At 59.6% G+C, this 16,497-nt stretch carries 13 protein-coding genes and 1 pseudogene; 7 read left to right on the top strand and 7 right to left on the bottom strand.

All coding sequences use genetic code 11. From position 1 onward, the window contains the following. The first annotated feature begins 252 nt into the window (after positions 1-252). Positions 253-693 carry a tryptophan-rich sensory protein TspO gene (tspO, locus tag QRN20_RS02065; RefSeq protein WP_029244029.1) on the top strand — a complete coding sequence of 147 codons (441 nt, stop codon included), beginning with the start codon at positions 253-255 and terminating at the stop codon, positions 691-693. Positions 694-745: 52 nt separating this feature from the next. On the opposite strand, the gene QRN20_RS02060 is transcribed toward tspO, so the two are convergent. Both QRN20_RS02060 and QRN20_RS02055 read right to left on the bottom strand, forming a co-directional pair. Continuing rightward, on the bottom strand, positions 746-1,372 hold the full coding sequence (locus QRN20_RS02060; RefSeq protein WP_029244030.1) for a glutathione S-transferase family protein: 627 nt from the start codon (positions 1,370-1,372) through the stop codon (positions 746-748). Positions 1,373-1,523: 151 nt separating this feature from the next. Further along, complete coding sequence (locus tag QRN20_RS02055; RefSeq protein WP_122434075.1) at positions 1,524-3,971, bottom strand: PAS domain-containing protein; 2,448 nt, start codon at positions 3,969-3,971, stop codon at positions 1,524-1,526. A 403-nt stretch (positions 3,972-4,374) separates the two neighbouring features. Between QRN20_RS02055 and QRN20_RS26740 the strand changes: the two are divergent. Both QRN20_RS26740 and QRN20_RS26735 read left to right on the top strand, forming a co-directional pair. After that, positions 4,375-5,556 (top strand): annotated as a pseudogene (locus tag QRN20_RS26740) (methyl-accepting chemotaxis protein); the annotation flags it as partial. 33 nt (positions 5,557-5,589) lie between these two features. Then, complete coding sequence (locus QRN20_RS26735) at positions 5,590-6,303, top strand: methyl-accepting chemotaxis protein (RefSeq protein WP_406656070.1); 714 nt, start codon at positions 5,590-5,592, stop codon at positions 6,301-6,303. A gap of 98 nt (positions 6,304-6,401) precedes the next feature. On the opposite strand, the gene QRN20_RS02045 is transcribed toward QRN20_RS26735, so the two are convergent. Next, entirely contained in the window at positions 6,402-7,343 is a 942-nt protein-coding gene (locus QRN20_RS02045) for a DMT family transporter (RefSeq protein ID WP_122500841.1), read from the bottom strand. A 74-nt stretch (positions 7,344-7,417) separates the two neighbouring features. On the opposite strand from QRN20_RS02045, the gene QRN20_RS02040 reads away from it, so the two are divergent. Beyond that, complete coding sequence (locus QRN20_RS02040) at positions 7,418-8,272, top strand: LysR family transcriptional regulator (protein ID WP_088235630.1); 855 nt, start codon at positions 7,418-7,420, stop codon at positions 8,270-8,272. 12 nt (positions 8,273-8,284) lie between these two features. On the opposite strand, the gene QRN20_RS02035 is transcribed toward QRN20_RS02040, so the two are convergent. Together QRN20_RS02035 and QRN20_RS02030 are read right to left on the bottom strand one after the other, a co-directional pair. Then, positions 8,285-10,459, bottom strand: a complete 2,175-nt coding sequence (locus QRN20_RS02035; RefSeq protein WP_122500843.1) for a hybrid sensor histidine kinase/response regulator — start codon at positions 10,457-10,459, stop codon at positions 8,285-8,287. Positions 10,460-10,699: 240 nt separating this feature from the next. Then, positions 10,700-11,716 carry a 1-aminocyclopropane-1-carboxylate deaminase gene (locus QRN20_RS02030; protein ID WP_058432814.1) on the bottom strand — a complete coding sequence of 339 codons (1,017 nt, stop codon included), beginning with the start codon at positions 11,714-11,716 and terminating at the stop codon, positions 10,700-10,702. Between the two features lie 171 nt (positions 11,717-11,887). Between QRN20_RS02030 and QRN20_RS02025 the strand changes: the two genes are divergently transcribed. Continuing rightward, positions 11,888-12,394, top strand: a complete 507-nt coding sequence (locus QRN20_RS02025; protein WP_025994293.1) for an Lrp/AsnC family transcriptional regulator — start codon at positions 11,888-11,890, stop codon at positions 12,392-12,394. Between the two features lie 98 nt (positions 12,395-12,492). Further along, entirely contained in the window at positions 12,493-13,308 is an 816-nt protein-coding gene (locus QRN20_RS02020; RefSeq protein ID WP_285359968.1) for an AraC family transcriptional regulator, read from the top strand. Here QRN20_RS02020 and QRN20_RS02015 read toward each other — a convergent pair. Next, positions 13,246-13,896 carry a LysE family translocator gene (locus QRN20_RS02015; RefSeq protein ID WP_025994294.1) on the bottom strand — a complete coding sequence of 217 codons (651 nt, stop codon included), beginning with the start codon at positions 13,894-13,896 and terminating at the stop codon, positions 13,246-13,248. The two genes, QRN20_RS02020 and QRN20_RS02015, sit on opposite strands and share 63 nt — an antisense overlap. Next, positions 13,897-15,186, bottom strand: a complete 1,290-nt coding sequence (locus QRN20_RS02010) for a DUF8614 domain-containing protein (RefSeq protein WP_122575345.1) — start codon at positions 15,184-15,186, stop codon at positions 13,897-13,899. Between the two features lie 197 nt (positions 15,187-15,383). Between QRN20_RS02010 and QRN20_RS02005 the strand changes: the two genes are divergently transcribed. After that, a complete protein-coding gene (locus tag QRN20_RS02005) occupies positions 15,384-16,292 on the top strand; it encodes a DUF808 domain-containing protein (RefSeq protein ID WP_285359967.1) in 909 nt (302 codons plus the stop codon). Positions 16,293-16,497 lie beyond the last annotated feature (205 nt).

The raw sequence follows: 16,497 nt of genomic DNA, 5'->3' as shown, positions 1-16,497 counted from the left end.
CCGTTTGTCCGCGAAAAGGCCGGTACATCCGACGCATGTGCGGTGGCTGAAACACTGCATTCGCGGACAAGTCCGCTCCCACGACGCCCGGTGTTTGCTGCGCGACAGCGCTAAGTCGAAGACGTAGTGGCGCCTCCCACGGTCAGATCTCTGTTGCGTGAAACAACCTCACCGACATATTGAATTTCTGACACCGCTAGCGAGTCATTGAAGGGGTAAGCGCCAGACCACTTTCCCTCTCAAGGACCGACGATGACCTTCTTCATTTTTCTTCTCGCCTGCGCGGCGGCCGCGAGCACCGGCATCATCTTCAAGCCCGGGCAATGGTACGAGTCGCTGACCAAGCCGAGTTTCACGCCGCCGAACTGGCTGTTCCCGGTGGCCTGGACAACCATCTACCTGCTGCTGGCCTGGGCCGGTTATCGCCTGAGCCTGATCCCTGGAAGCCAGGAAGTGTTGGCACTGTGGGCTGCGCAGATCGCGTTGAACACGCTCTGGACGCCGGTGTTCTTCGGCGCGCACAAGTTGTTGGCCGGGATGGTGATCATTACGCTGCTTTGGCTCGTTGTAGCGGCCATGTTGGTGATGGCGTTGCGTCTTGATGTGATCACCGGACTGATGCTGTTTCCCTATCTGGTCTGGCTCTGCGTGGCGGCTGCGCTGAATTTTTCCATCCTGCGCAACAACCGCTGAGACCTGCTGAACAGTCACCAGGCGTCACAGGACGCCTGGCTGGCTCGCCCCCTTATTTTGCGAACGAATACTCGCCGCCTTTTTCCAGCGCCGCGCGATAGGCCGGTCTGGCTTGGAATTTCTCGACCCATGCCGCTAGGTTCGGATAAGGCTGCAGCTTGCCACGCGCCTTGGCGAGTTCGCCGATGAAGCTCATCTGAATGTCGGCACCGGTCAGCGCTTCGCCCACCAGATAAGGCGTCAGGCCCAGCGTGTCGTTCAGATAACCGAGGTAGTTGGCGACTTCCGATTCGATACGCGGATGCAGCGGTGCGCCTGCATCGCCCAGGCGTCCGACGTACAGATCAAGCATGAGCGGCAGCATCGCCGAGCCTTCGGCGAAGTGCAGCCACTGCACGTACTCGTCATAAGTCGCACCGGCAGGGTCCGGTTGCAGACGGCCTTCGCCGTGACGACGGATCAGGTAGTCGATGATGGCGGCGGACTCGATCACCACATGAGGGCCGTCCTGAATCACCGGCGACTTGCCCAGCGGATGAATTTCCTTGAGCTCGGGTGGCGCCAGGTTGGTCTTGGCATCGCGCTCGTAACGCTTGATCTCGTAGGGCAGGCCCAGCTCTTCCAGCAGCCAGAGAATGCGTTGCGAGCGCGAGTTATTGAGGTGGTGAACAGTGATCATGAGGGCTCCGCTGTGCAATAGGGTGTAAGGAGCAGACTGCTGGGTTATCGCAGAGTGCCCTGAATGATGCTTGTTCGGCGACCCGGTCTCCCAGGCGTCCGGCACAGGGCGGAACGAGCCAGTCCACGATGCCGAATATCCTGAATGCGTTTTACGTGTCGATCAGTTCGCGCACTCTGGCTGCCAGCGTATCGATGGAAAAAGGCTTGGTGAGCACTTCCATTCCTGGCCCCAGACGGCCTCCGCCAATGACTGCGTTTTCGGCATAGCCCGTGATGAACAGGGTTTTCAGGTCCGGCCTTACTTCACGTCCCGCGTCGGCCATCTGCCGCCCGTTCATGCCGCCGGGCAGACCGACATCGGTAATGAGCAGGTCGATGTGCACATCGGACCGCAGTACTTTCAAGCCAGCGATACTGTCTCCCGCCTCGATCAGGCTGTAGTCGAGACCGCCCAGCACATCCATCAGCAACATGCGCACGCTCGGCTCATCGTCCACGATCAGAATGGTTTCGCCGGACTGTGTCGGCGCTGCGGACGTGTTGTCGATCTCATGAGCCTGCTTGTCCGCGCTACCGTGGTAGCGGGGCAGGTAGATGCATATCGACGTTCCCAGCCCGACGGCCGAGCATATGCGCGCCTGACCACCGGACTGTCTGGCGAACCCGTAAATCATGGACAGTCCCAGGCCGGTGCCTTGACCGATGGGTTTGGTGGTGAAGAAGGGGTCGAATGCCTTGGCGATGATGTCCGGCGGCATGCCGGTGCCGGTGTCTGTCACGGTCAGCGACAGGTAGTCTCCTTCCGGCATCTCATGAGTCCGGGCCGTGTCAGGATCCATCCACACATTGGCGGTCTCGATGGTGATGCGTCCGCCGTTCGGCATGGCATCGCGGGCATTGATACAGAGGTTCAGGAGAGCGTTTTCAAGCTGGCTGGCATCGACCAGCGTCGGCCAGACATCGACTGCACCCACTGTCTCGACGGTAATGCTGGGCCCCACCGTACGCTGGATCAGCTCGCCCATGCCTTCCATCAGCATATTCACATCGGTGGGGCGCGGGTCCAGGGTCTGCCTGCGGGAAAATGCGAGCAGGCGGTGAGTCAGCGAGGCGGCACGCCGGGCGGCGCCTTGCGCCGTCAGGATGTACTTTTCGGTTTCCTGCCACCGGCCTTGCGATGTTCTCAGTGCGATCAGCTCAAGAGCGCCCGAAATACCCGCCAGCAAATTGTTGAAGTCGTGGGCCAGGCCGCCGGTCAATTGCCCGACGGCTTCCATTTTCTGTGACTGGCGCAGTTTCTCTTCGGCCTGCATCAGCTCGACCGTTCGTTCTGCTACACGCTGCTCCAGGGTTTCATTGAGTGCGCGCAAGGCGGCGGTCGCGCGATCGCGTTCGGCTTCCACGGAGCGTCGTCCCTCGACGTCAATGACGACCCCGGGCAGGCTTAGCGCAGTGCCGTCTTCGGCGAGATCCACGCGTCCGTTCGCTTCGATCCAGTAATACTTTCCGTCGGCGCGGCGTACACGGTACTGGTGAGCGTAGGCGCCGCCTGTCTTGATGGCCTCGTCGATGGCGGCCTTCAGCCTGGCTCGGTCTTCGGGGTGCACCGAGCCGATCACCTGCTCCATTGTGAGACCTTCATGCCCAAGCGCGGGGTCAAGGCCGAACGCACGCGAGAAGGCTTCATCAATGGTCAGGCTGTCTCCTGGCACGTCCCAGTGCCAGGTGCCTATGATCGCGCCTGCCGCCAGGGCAAGCTGCACACGCTCGACGTTCTGTCGCGCGACGGCTTCGCTGATGCGCAGACGGTCCTGAGCATTTCGCCGCTCGGTGACATCGCTGAAGATGATCGCGATCTGTCTGTCGGCGGGATCTCCGACGCTGACCGCACGCACATCGAACCAGCGCTTGAACGCTTCGGCGTAGTTCTCGAAGGTCGCGGGCTCTCCGGTCTTGGCAACGTGTCCATACGTCTCGAACCAGAAGCGCTCCAGGTCCGGCGCAAACTCGGTGACCCATTTCCCGCGCAGGTTGACGCCTGCCTGGCGCTCGAATGCCGGGTTGGCTTCCACGAAACGGTAATCGATCGGTCGGTCATCGTCATCGAACTTCACTTCCACAATGGCGAACGCGGATTCGATGGTCTCAAGAATGGTTCTGAAGCGTTGTTCGCTCTGACGCAGTGCGGTCTCGGCCTTGCGCATTCCCGACATATCCAGCATCGCGCCGATCATGCGAACCGCTTGGCCTTCGGTATTGCGCAGGACATGGCCCCGATCAAGGACATCGGCGTAAGTGCCGTCGTTGCGGCGGAAGCGGTACTCGTGCGACCACGCGGTATCGGTGCCGTCGATGACTTGATGAATCGACGCGTAGACGTGTGCACGTTCATCCGGATGGATCTGGGAAAGCCACCATTCTCCCGTCACGTCCACCGAGGCGAGCGGGTGCCCGTACGCGTCTTCAAGCGCGTCATTCCATAGCACCTGATTGGCTTGCAGATCCCAGTCCCAGATGGCATCGCTGGTCGCTTTGGCGGCCAGTCGATAACGTTCCTGAGTATGTTCGGCGGTCTTGCCTGCAAGGTTCTTGAGCATGCCTTCGGGCGTCGACTCAAGACCTGCGTCCTCAATGACCCTGCGCAAGCGCGCGACTTCAGTCTCCAGCTCTTCATGAGTCAGATCTTTCAAACTTTACACTCTCGTTTCGTAATAACGGCCTTTGCTCAAAAACACCGGCGCTTTGAAAGGCCGTCGGCATTATCCGTACTTTATGTCATTAATCATATAATCGTGCGGGAGAGATTTGCAGGGCTACCGGTCATCTGAAAAAGGTTCGTCCTGATAAGTTAAATAAAACTTAATACTTGCTCGGGGCCTGTAAACAAAGGCGTGCACGTCATACCTATCAATTGATCAGTTATATCGATCACGTTAGCCATCAAGTTAGCGAGTTGCGCGCCGATTCCTGTGCATTACGAAAAATCGAGGCACACAGGCTATGAGCGCTAAATGGTTGGACAATCTTAACGTCAGTAAAAAGCTCGCTTTGGGCTTTGCGGCGATTCTGCTGGGGGTGCTGACCGTTACGGCCATTGGTTACTCAAGCACCAATCTGCTGATCGAGCGCCTGGGCAAGAGCAGCAAGATCGCCGAAATCAAGGATGACGTCCTGAATGCACGTATTGCCGCGCAAGCCTATGCAACCGGACCCACCGCTGCCGGTGTGCAGGTCTATGGCACTGCGCTGGACACCCTGAGTCGCAGCGTCGAGCAGGGACTGAATGTGTTCGTCGTATCGAGCAACCTGCAGAAACTGAAAAGCATCAAGGAACAGGTCGGCGGTTTGAAGCAGACTTTCGATCAACTGGTCAGCATCAACCAGAAAGTCGATGACGCGCTCAAACCGCTGATCAAGGTGTCGGACGAGGTCAGTGCGACTTTCGAAAACCTGTTGCAGAAAACCATCGACGACACGTTGCGTGCGCCGAGTGAGACCGGTATCCAGCAGGTCAAGATCGCCGGTGATCTGCGCAACGGCATGACCAATTTCCGTCTGATCTTTCGCCGTTACCTGAGCATTCCGACTGCCGACAACCGTCAGGCAACCTACAACGCCGCCGATGCGTTGATCGCCCAAGTGGCCGCTGCACGCAGCCAGCTGCCGGTGGAAGCCAATGGCGCGGTAGACACCGCATTGAACGCCCTGAAGCAATACAAAGTGCTGATGGCATCCATTTCCGAGATGCTGCAGCAGACCGATCAGATCCGCAGCACCCTGCAACAACAGTCCATCGCGACAGCGGCCAGTGCCGATGAGCTGGCCGCCGCGCAGGTGGTCAGTGCCAAGCGTGAGCAGAACACCGCTGTGATGCAGCTTTTGAGCGTGGCGCTGGTAGTGTTGCTGATAGGCATCTTCGCGGCCTTCGTCATTACCCGTCAGATCACCGTGCCGTTGAACGACACCGTAATTGCCGCTCGACGCATCGCTGAAGGCGACCTGACCCAAGACACAGCTACCACGCGTCAGGACGAGTTGGGTCTGTTGCAGAACACCATGCAGCACATGACCGTCTCGCTGCGCGGGCTGATCGGAGGAATCGGCAACGGCATCACGCAGATCGCGACCGCTGCTGAAGAGCTTTCGGCAGGCAGCGAACAGACCAGTGCTGGCGTGGCCCAGCAGAAGAACGAAGTCGATCAGGTCGCTACGGCGATGAACGAAATGGCGTCGACTGTCCAGGAAGTCGCCCGCAACACTGAAGACGCTTCGAAGGCTGCGAAACAGGCGAGCGAACGTGCGGCCCACGGCAGCAGCGTGGTGCAGCACGCCACAAGGGAAATCGGTCAACTGGCGGGAGAGGTCAAGGAACTGGGCCAGGCCATGCAGCGCCTGACCGAAGACAGCGGCAAGATCGGCAGCGTGATCGACGTGATCAAGGCGGTCGCCGAACAGACCAACCTGCTCGCGCTCAACGCCGCCATCGAAGCGGCGCGTGCAGGCGAACAGGGTCGCGGCTTTGCCGTCGTGGCCGATGAAGTACGTTCGCTGGCCCAGCGCACTCAGAACTCCACCACCGAAATCGAAGCGCTGATCCAGGCGCTGCAGCAGGGCACCGGCGCAGCCTCAGGTCTGATGGACGCCAGCCTGCAACGCACCGAAGGCACCGTGGTGCTGGCGCGTCAGGCCGAGCAGGCGCTGGTGGAAATCAACCAGTCGATCAGCACCATCGAGCAGATGAGCCAGCAGATTTCGGCATCTGCCGAACAGCAGAGCGCTGTGACCGAAGAGATCAACCGCAGCGTGCTCAGTGTCCGCGACATCGCCGATCAGTCGGCAGCGGCCACCGAGCAAAGTGCAGCCTCGACCGTGGAGCTGGCCCGTCTGGGCAGTGATCTGCAGAACATGGTGGCAAGGTTTCGTATCTGAGGTCTGAAGAGGGGGCTTGCGGCGATGTCGCAAGCCCCCTCCCACAGTCCTGTGTTCGCTTTGATGCAGCACTGTGTCAGGGATAAAGGGCGGGACATCTACCCGGCCGCTTCAGCCTTACGCCTCTCCGCCCTGACCACCACCCATATACCCAGCCCCGACACCAGCATGCCTGACGCCATCTGCCAGGACAGTGGCTCGTCGAACATCATCCAGGCCAGCAGCATGGTCACTGGCGGGCTGAGGTACAGGACGCTCGCGACCCGGGTTTCGGAAGCCCGGCGCAGGCAAACCCAGTAAAGCCCGTAACCACCCAGAGTGGACAAACCTGCAGTCCACGCCACGCTCAAAGCAAACCCTGTGCTGGGTACTGGTGCCAGTCCGCCTTGTGCGCCTTCGATAACGGCGAAGACGATGCCGGACACGCAACATTGCAACCACAGATTCGACAGCAGCCCCATGGTTTGCGAAGCGGTCAACCGTTTGCGCCAGAGTGTCGCCACCGCAAGCGACAGCATGCCCAGCAGTGGCAGACCATAAGCCCATAACGGCGCTTTACCCCAGGCCAGTGCACCTTGTGTTGCGATCACCACACCCAGCAGACCGATGGCCAGTCCGACCCATACGCGCCAGGCCAGTCGCTGACCCAGAAACAGCGCTGCCAGCAGCGCCATCCCGATGGGCAGCAGGTCGGCGAACAGCGCCGCGAGCCCGGCCGGAACGCCTAGCGCGATGCCCTGGGTGATGCCCGCCAGATAGCCCGTCATGGCCAGCAGACCGATGCCTGCATTTTTCAGCAACACGGCAGGCGAGGTCTGCCGCAACTGCCGGAACACAAAGGGCAAAAGAATCAGGCAGACCAGCACGCAGCGCCAGAACACCACCAACAACGGCGGGGCGTAATCGATCGAGAAGCGGGCACCGATGAATCCGGAACTCCACGTCAGGATCAGTCCCGCTTCGAGCAGCGGCAACGGTAGGGATCGCCGACCATCAGGTCGCAGGGTTTCACTGTGTTTTATCGATAGGTGCTGGTTCATGCCCACAGACTACGAAACAGGCGTAATCTAATAAATCAAAATAAACGACATCAGTTATTCACGAAGATTGAATCATGACGCCGACGCTCGATATCGAACTGATCAGAACCTTTCATGCCGTTGCCCGGATCGGCAAATTCTCGGCTGCAGCTGATCAACTGCATAAAAGCCCGGCTGCTGTGAGCGTGCATGTCCAGCGTCTTGAGGCCGTCGCAGGCGGTCGCTTGCTCAATCGCGACAACCAGTCGGTTTCTCTCACTGCGCTGGGCAAACGGCTGTTGTTGTCCACGACCGAGCTTCTGGCGACTCACGACCGGGTGCTCGCCGACCTTCACGGCACCCGTCTGGCCGGACGCATCACCCTGGGCGTACCGGATGAATACGCCACTCATGTCATCCGCGACATCCTGCCGACGTTCATCGCAGCCTGGCCCAATGTGGTGCTGGAACTGAAAACCGCACCCAGCTACGCCCTCCGCGAGCAGGTACAGCGCGGCAAGCTTCAGGCGGCGGTGTTGGCGTTGCCCAAGGGCGAGGCGAGCGACGATGCGCAGATGCTGGTATCGACTCGCCCGGTGTGGGTCGGACCACAAGGGCAGTCTCTGCAGACGTCTGAAGTGCTTCCGCTGGCCGTACATGCCGCGCAATGTCCGTATCGGCAAGCGATGCTCGAGTCACTCGGTGAATGTGGCCGCAAGGTGCGTATCGTGCTGGAAAGTCCTTCGAATCAGGCCGTCAAGGCCTGCGTGGAAGCAGGATTGGGGATCAGTCTGATCGACCGTTCCCGAGTCACCGAGGGTATGCAGATACTGGAAGGGCTGCCCGAGATCGCCGAGCATGACGTGGTGTTTCTGAGGTCGCCGGGCTCGCGGATGGATGAAGCGGTAGACCTTCTGGGCAATGCCATGCGTCAGTCTTTCCGGCTTTAGCGAGGCATGCCCTCAAGCACTGCCCTGGACAAGATTCGCCAGACGTGACGCAATGTCCTGACGGCGGAAGGGCTTGGCCAGAACCTCGAAATCATCCGTCGGCACCGGCTTGGCATTGGTGTAGCCGGTGATGATGAGTATCGGCAGGTCATTGATGCGCTGGCGTATCTGCCGGGCCAGTTGAACGCCGGTGATGTCGGCCATGACGTAATCGGTGACCAGCACATCGGGCCTCAGGCCTGCGTCAAACAGGTCCAGCGCCACTGCGGCGGAGGGTGCTTCGGTGACCTGATAACCCAGATCCTGCAAAAGGTGCGCGGTGCTGTCCCTGACCAGATCTTCGTCATCGACCAGCAGCACATGGACGGAACCCTTGAGCAGCGGAGTCTCCGGCGCCCTGGATTCTGCCTGCATGACCGGACTGCTGGCCACTGGGAGCCAGAGCGTCACTTCGGTGCCCTGACCGGGTTTGGAGCGAATGTCGAACTCGCCTCCCGATTGCAATGCCAGCCCCTGGACCATCGACAGGCCCAACCCGGTGCCTTTGCCAACGCCCTTGGTGGAATAGAAAGGCTCCACGCAGTGCTTGAGGGTGTCTTCGCTCATGCCGCAGCCGTTGTCGCTGACAGTCAGTCGCACATGATCGCCGGTCCTGGTTTTCAGCGAATCGGCCCGCGCGCTGATCGTCACACGGCCACCGTCTTCCAGTGCGTCACGCGCGTTGACTGTCAGGTTGAGGATCGCCAGTTCCAATTGGTGTGGGTCGACAAACACTGCCGGCAGACTGTCTGGAATATCGACTTCGACGACGATCATCGGCCCCAGCGAGCGCTCGATCAGGTCTTTCAGTTCTGCGACCAGGCCTTCAAGCCTGATCGCCTCCGGCACGAGCGTCTGGCGCCGCGCAAACGTCAGCAGCCTGCCGACCAGGGTCCGGGCGCGGTCGGCCGCCAGCATGGCGCTGTCGAGCAGCTTCGTGGAGCGTGGGTCTTCCACGCGGCGGCGAACCAGTTCCAGCGACGCCATGATCGGTGTCAGCAAATTGTTGAAGTCGTGCGCCACGCCGCCGCTGAGCTGACCGACCATTTCCATCTTGCGAGACTCATGCAATTGGGCGAGGGCTTTCTCGCGCTGGGCGAGCATGGTCACGACGCGCTGTTCCAGGCTTTCATTCAGGTCGCGCAGTGCACGTTCAGCCCGTGCCTGATTGATCCACAGCCAAGCCTGCTTCGCGGCTTCCTGGGCGAGGTCCAGTTCGTGATCGCCGAAGGTACTCTTGATCGACGGCTGGATGTTCAGCACCGCTTCGAGTTTTCCGTGCAGCACCACTGGCACGTAGATTGTGCAGGAAGGTCGACTGACGGTGTAGCGAGCCATCCTTGTATTGGCAGGAATGATCGGGCTGGCCGCTATTTCATGCAGCACAGCGCGGTCAGCGCGCAGGTCCGCTGACATGCTGTCCGTCCATTCGGGCAGGTGCCGGATCTCGGACGATGAATCATTCGGGTCCGCCGGCAGTGTCTTCAGGTGAGAGCCGTCATCGTCAATCCCGATGAGTGCGATGTGCTGAACCGCCAGTTCACCCCTGAGGCGGCTCAGCACATGGCGCTCGATGGCGCAGGGATCGGAAGTTGAGGGCAATGTTCGGCCCAGCTCGATCAGGAACGCCTGACGCCGTTCGAATTGCACGCGCTCGGTGGTTTCCGTAACGATGCACAGCACGCCACCAATCGAACCGTCAGCCTCGCGAACAGCGGAGTAGGACACATTGAAGTAAACGGTTTCTCCGGCACCGAAGCGCTTTATATAGAACGGACGGTCCTTGGCCGAGAATGTTTTTCCCGTGTCACGAACACCCTGCAGCAGCGGTTCAAGGTCATCCCAGAGCTCGCCCCAGTTCTCGATGGCAGGACGGCCCAGCGCGCCGGGGTGTTTATCGCCAATGCTTGGCGCATACGCATCGTTGTACAGCGCGATGAACTGCGGCCCCCAGAACACCACAATCTGTGCGTGCACCGGCAGGGCGGTGGCGATCAGATTCTTGAGGCAGTCGGACCATTGCGAGGGGTGCCCCAGAGGCGACTGATTCATCACCGCCGTTTGCAGAAGCGCACCGATCTCTGCGCCCTCTTCGGGAAAGCACAGTGCTTCAGCGTTGTTTGACTGGGGTGAGTTGAGGTTATCCATCGACCTTGACGCTCTGGTAAATAGGCTGAGCTTGCGCGGTTAGAGCGTACAAGTGCGCCGAGCGTTCACTGGTTAGTTGAATTTTAGCGGTCGATGTTGCGGATCGGGTCGGAACTGATAGTTACTGCAAGCAAAGAATAGGTGCGTTCAGTCCTGGACACTTCCATATGAATGTATCGAATGAAAAACCCGCGATATTCGCGGGCTTTCGATAACGTCACAAACGCTCGCAGGCAGCCTTCAACCGTCCTTGAACAGAAAGCTGTAGGCGTTCAGCGCCGGGACGCCGCCCAGGTGGGCGTAAAGGACCTTCGAGCCTTCGGGGAATTCGCCGTTGCGGACCATGTCGATCATGCCGTGCATGGATTTGCCTTCGTAGACCGGATCGGTCAGCACGCCCTCAAGGCGCGCGCACAGGCGGATGGCTTCCAGCGTGCCGTCGTTGGGCAGGCCGTATTCGGGGTAGGCGTATCGGGTGTCGAGCACAACGTCGTCGGCGGTGATCTCACGGCCCAGCTCGACCAGCTTCGCAGTGTTCTGGGCGATGCGCAGCACCTGTTCGCGGGTCTTTTCCGGCTTGGCCGAGGCGTCGATACCGATGACCCGCTGCGAGCGTCCGTCGGCGGCAAAGCCCACCAGCATGCCCGCGTGGGTGCTGCCAGTCACTGAGCAGACCACGATGTAATCGAACTTGAAGCCCAGTTCTTCTTCCTGCTGACGCACTTCATCGGCAAAGCGTACGAACCCCAGACCGCCAAATGGGTGCTCCGAACAACCCGCTGGAATCGGGAAGGGCTTGCCGCCGCTCTCGACCACATCGGCCATGGCCTTTTCCCAGCTTGGACGGATACCGATGTCGAAACCTGCCGAATCCAGACGCACATCGGCGCCCATGATGCGGGACATCTCGATGTTGCCGACCCGGTCGTACAGCGCATCGGAATAATTGACCCAGTTTTCCTGAACCAACACGCACTTCATGCCCAGATGCGCTGCCACGGCCGCGACCTGACGGGTCTGGTTGGACTGGATGCCGCCAATCGATACCAGCGTGTCGTAGCCGCCCTCGATGGCTTCAGGCACCAGATATTCCAGCTTGCGCGTCTTGTTGCCGCCAAAGGCCAGCCCGCTGTTGCAGTCCTCTCGCTTGGCATACAGCTCGACCTTGCCACCCAGGTGTTCGCTCAGGCGTTTGAGTGGTGTGATGGGCGAGGGGCCGAATGTCAGAGGGTAGCGCTTGAACTTGCTCAGGTTCATATCGAGTCTCCGTTGAGAGGTGAGGCCAGGCATGAGGGGTTAACGCTGTGCCTGAAACAGGTCCTATCATAGGAAATAGCTGGATAACCGTGGTTGCAAAGAATTGTTCATTGACCGAATTAGCGTTAGTGTCAGTCCAGCAAAACTTTTATTTATTTCGTGGAAAGACACATGAAAGCAATAAATGAAACCGGCAAAACGCTCACGCCAGAGAAGACGCCGCCGCTGGACCGGATTGACCGCACCATTCTCAAGACCCTGCAGGTCGATGCCTCCATCTCCAACGTGGCGCTGGCGGAAAAGGTCAGGCTCAGCCCGCCGGCCTGTCTGCGGCGCGTGGAGCGGCTCAAGGAAAGTGGTGTTATCAAAGGTGTGGTGGCGCTGCTGAACGGTGAAGTGCTGGATGCCGGGATGGTGGTGCTGATCGGCGTGGTGCTGGACCGCTCGACGCCGGACTCGTTTGCGCAGTTCGAAGCGGCGGCGCAGAAGGTGTCCGGGTGCATGGAATTTCACGTCGTCACCGGCGAGTTCGACTACTTCATGCTGCTGCGCACCAGGGACAGCCAGAGCTTCAACCGCCTGCATGCCGAGCAGCTGCTGTATTTGCCGGGCGTGCGGCAGATCCGTTCGTTCATGGGCTTGCGTCAGGTATTGTCGACGACCCACATTCCGCTCTGAGGCCCGGCATGGCACGCATTGCCTGTTCAGGGGGGCGCTGATAATCTCGCCACTTGCGCAGGGACTGGACATCGCGTGCCGTTCAAGGAATGACAAACATGACGCCGATCATCGAAGCCTTATCGAAACAACCCTTTGCAGAATGCTCGCTGGTGTCGGCTCACGACGCCGAGTTTCCCCGCCATACCCATGAAGAATATGTGATCAGCGCCAACCTCTCCGGCAGCGAACGGATCTGGTATGACGGTCGATCACAGGATGTACAGCCGGGGCAGGTCACGCTCTACAACCCCATGACGGTCCAGTCTTCCCTGTTCGATTCGACAGGCGCACGCTTCATCAGCGTCCATCTCGACGCGGTACACGTTGCGTCGGTGTTCGGCGAGGTGCAGGGGCCGCTGTTCGATGAAGGCGCGCTGAAGGACGATGCGCTGTTCAAGGCCATTGTCACGCTGCACGCGGCCAATGATCCTTCGCGGCGCGAAGAAGCGCCCTACGAACTGTTGGCCGAGCTTTCCAGATTTCGCGGCGAGGCCCCGGTGATCGTGGAGCCCGATATGGCCGCCAGGGTCGTGGAATACATGCAGGACAACCTGTACGAAGACATTGATCTGCAGGACATCAGTGCCATGGCGGGCATCTCGAAGTTCCACCTGGTGCGCAGCTTCAAGATGACCAGGTCCCTGGCGCCGATGCAGTTCCTGAAACAGCTCAGACTAATCGAAGTGCGCAAACGGCTGCGTCGGGGCGATGCAGCGGCCCGGGTCGCAACCGAGTTGTACTTCTACGACCAGGGACACATGTGCAATTCGTTTCGCAAGGTGATGGGCATTTCGCCGATGCGTTACGCCTCAATGCTCAAAGACGGGCTGCGGGCTGACAAACTCCATGTAGCCGGAAACCACAACGTATAACGTGAAATAGGCGAAAATCAGCGCCGATGCGATGTAGGTCCATCTCAGCATCTTCTCGCCCAGCAGTTGCCCGCCATGGTAGGCCAGGCCGCACAGCACCAGCGTCCAGAAGACCCCGGCGCTGAAAAAGCCCGAGAGGAACAGGATCGAACTGTTCATGTCGACGCCCTGTTTGGCGATGATCGCGCCACCGACTGCGGCGAACCACAGGATTGCGCTGGGTGACGACATGGCCAGCACGATTCCCTTGGAGAACAGCGCGAAGTTGGTGCGACCCCACTGCGTTTGCGAACCACTGACGCCGGCCTTTACCCGTATGGCGCTGGCGACCATCTTGAAGCACAGGTAGGCCAGTACCGCCGAACCGCCCAGCCACAGTGCCCAGCGCACTGCCTCGTACTGCAGCAACACCGCCATGCCTGCCAAGGCAAGAATCGCATAGACCATGTCGCCGATGCAGGTCCCGAAACCGAGCCACACACCTTGTCTGAAGCCGCGCTGCATCGACAGGGTGATCATGGCCATGTTGGCCAGGCCGATCTCCAGGCACAGCGACAGACTCAGTAAAAAACCGTTGTAAAACTCCACTTACTTGCTCTCCAGCAGGGACTGTTCATAAAAAAGGGATGTTTCGCACAGCGACAGTCCGAACAAGACATCCGTGTTTCTGGCGTGATGTACGCCATAGGTTCTCAGGAAACGCTCGAAGGTTTCCAGATTGTCGGACATGACGGCATCAAGCAATGTTTTGGCGATGCGCATCATGGCGGCCGGAAAGGCTGTGCAATCAATGTGGATCCTGCCTGGCGTAATCACCGACAGCACGCCTGCATCTTCAAGCATTTTCAGCTGCGCGTAGGCGGCGCCTGCATCTGGAAACTGTTCCGGGCCGCGCCGCAGGTAGCGGAACAACTCCAGAACATAGAACCGCACCATTTTGTCAGATTCCAGTTCAAGACAGTCGGCGACATCGGGCGTGAGGGCGAGCAGGAAACCGAACACGTCAGCCACCGTTTCCTGAGCGACCATCGAGCCCCAGCGATCATGACGGCTAAGGCGACGGTAATCGGTGGCGGGCAAGACGATGGAATGCCCCAGATCGTGGCCCCGGAACCAGCTCATCATGTAGCGCTCGATGTCCTGAGCTGCAGGGAGGTCATCATCGGTCCAGCCAAAGATGCCTTTTTGCTCCAGCGAAATCTGCTGGTAGAGACTCAGGTAGGTGTTGGCGAAGACTATGGTTCGTTTGACGGGCGAGTACTTGATGCCCTGATCTTCGGGCATGAAATAGGCGAAATGTTTGGGAAACGTGTCGGCCTCGCCGCCGATGGCGATCAGATCGATGATCTTGTACGAGCAGGCAGGTAGCTGTTGGAGCTCGGCGCCGAGCTGCCGGGAAAGCCTTGCGACGCTGCTGTCGAGGTAATGATCGACGATGTTGGAGACCGCCTGAAGCCTCAGGTTCGGCGTGCCGAAGAACGCCGAAAAACCGGTCTCCCGGGATTTTCCCAGCCAGGTCGACAAAGGGCCGACGTAGCTCACCAGTTCCTGCTCATCGAGCCCCGCCAGTTGGGCGCCGGTGTCCTTTATCCAGACCGAGCCCATCAAGCCCTCGGCGATCAGGCCCATCGCTTCACGGGACGCTTCGTCTGCCAGTTGCCCTGACGCCGTCGCCAGATGGTTGGCAATCGTCACCAGAATGGTCTGCACCAGCATCGAATCCTTCTCGCCTGCGCGCTCCAGTTCGCGAATCAGGTTGGCCTGCCGCACCAGTTGGCTCAATGCGCTGGTCAGCGTGGGGGAAAAGTTTTCAGGCTTCTCGAGCCGAACGGCCCGGATGATGTGTTGTTGTCGTTTGGGCCAGAAAATGCTGTTCATGATCGCTCCCTGTCAAGAACGGCAATCAGAACAGTCGGGACATGGCTGGGTATTGGAAATAATTGCTGTAAGGCACCAGACTTGAGCGTGTGCGACCAAACGTTCCCGCGCGCTGCGAGTCAGAGTGATGTGACTGACTGTAGCCTGTGATTCAATACGCGCCGTTTTGTTTTTCTACTTGCTCAAGGACTTTGATTTTGGCTGCTGGAAGCTTGCTTACCCTGCTTGACGATATTGCCACCCTGTTGGATGACGTGGCGCTGGCCACCAAGAAAACCGCAGGTGTGCTGGGTGATGATCTGGCGCTCAATGCGCAACAGGTGACTGGCGTGTCGGCCGACCGCGAATTGCCGGTGGTTTGGGCGGTTGCCAAGGGTTCATTGCTCAACAAGGCGATTCTGGTGCCTGCTGCGCTATTGATCAGCGCCTTCGCCCCTTGGGCGATCCTGCCGCTGTTGATGATCGGCGGTGCGTTTCTGTGCTTCGAAGGCTTTGAGAAAATCGCGCACAAATGGCTGCACAAGGAGGGCACCGACGAACACGAACAGCGCAAACAGGCCACGACCGATGCGTCGGTGGACATGGTGGCGTTCGAGAAAGAGCGTATCAAAGGCGCGATTCGTACTGACTTCATCCTTTCGGCGGAAATCATCGTGCTGGCACTGGGTGTGGTGGCGGCGCGGCCGTTCATGGATCAGGTCGGCGTGCTGGTTATCGTGGCGGTGCTGATCACCGTCGGCGTCTACGGTCTGGTGGCCGGCATCGTGAAGCTGGATGACCTGGGTCTGTATCTGAAGAAGAGCGCCAGTTCGTTCGCACAGAAACTCGGCGCTGGCCTGCTGTGGCTGGCACCGGTGTTGATGAAACTGCTGTCGATTCTCGGCACGGCGGCCATGTTCATGGTCGGTGGCGGGATCCTGGTCCACGGCCTGCCATTCGCCCACCACTGGGTGGAAGGCGTGACGGCAAGCGCTGCGGGTGCAGTCGGTGGATTGTCAGTGATCATCCCAACGCTGATCGACGCCGTTGCAGGCATCATTGCCGGTGCTGTACTGGTAGTGATCGTCACGTTCGCGGGCAAGGCGTGGAAGGCTGCGCGGGCGTAGCATTGATCAGGGATGGAGTGCCAATGGGACGCGGAGCGTCCCGGCTGCATACCCACGCAGAGCGTAGGCACGATCGGCGCGTTGATCGTTCCCATGCTCCGCGCTCATCGTTATACACAAGTCATCTGGCCATCCAGTGAGGCAGCAGCACTGATGCGCTTTTGTAGCGCGATGGCATGAACACCGCAGATCGCGACGTGGGTGA

Source organism: Pseudomonas sp. fls2-241-TYG-175, from assembly GCF_030209155.1.
Classification (GTDB): Bacteria; Pseudomonadota; Gammaproteobacteria; order Pseudomonadales; family Pseudomonadaceae; genus Aquipseudomonas; species Aquipseudomonas viridiflava.
Note: the sequence above shows the minus strand (reverse complement) of the source record. Positions and strands in the feature narration are given on the sequence as shown.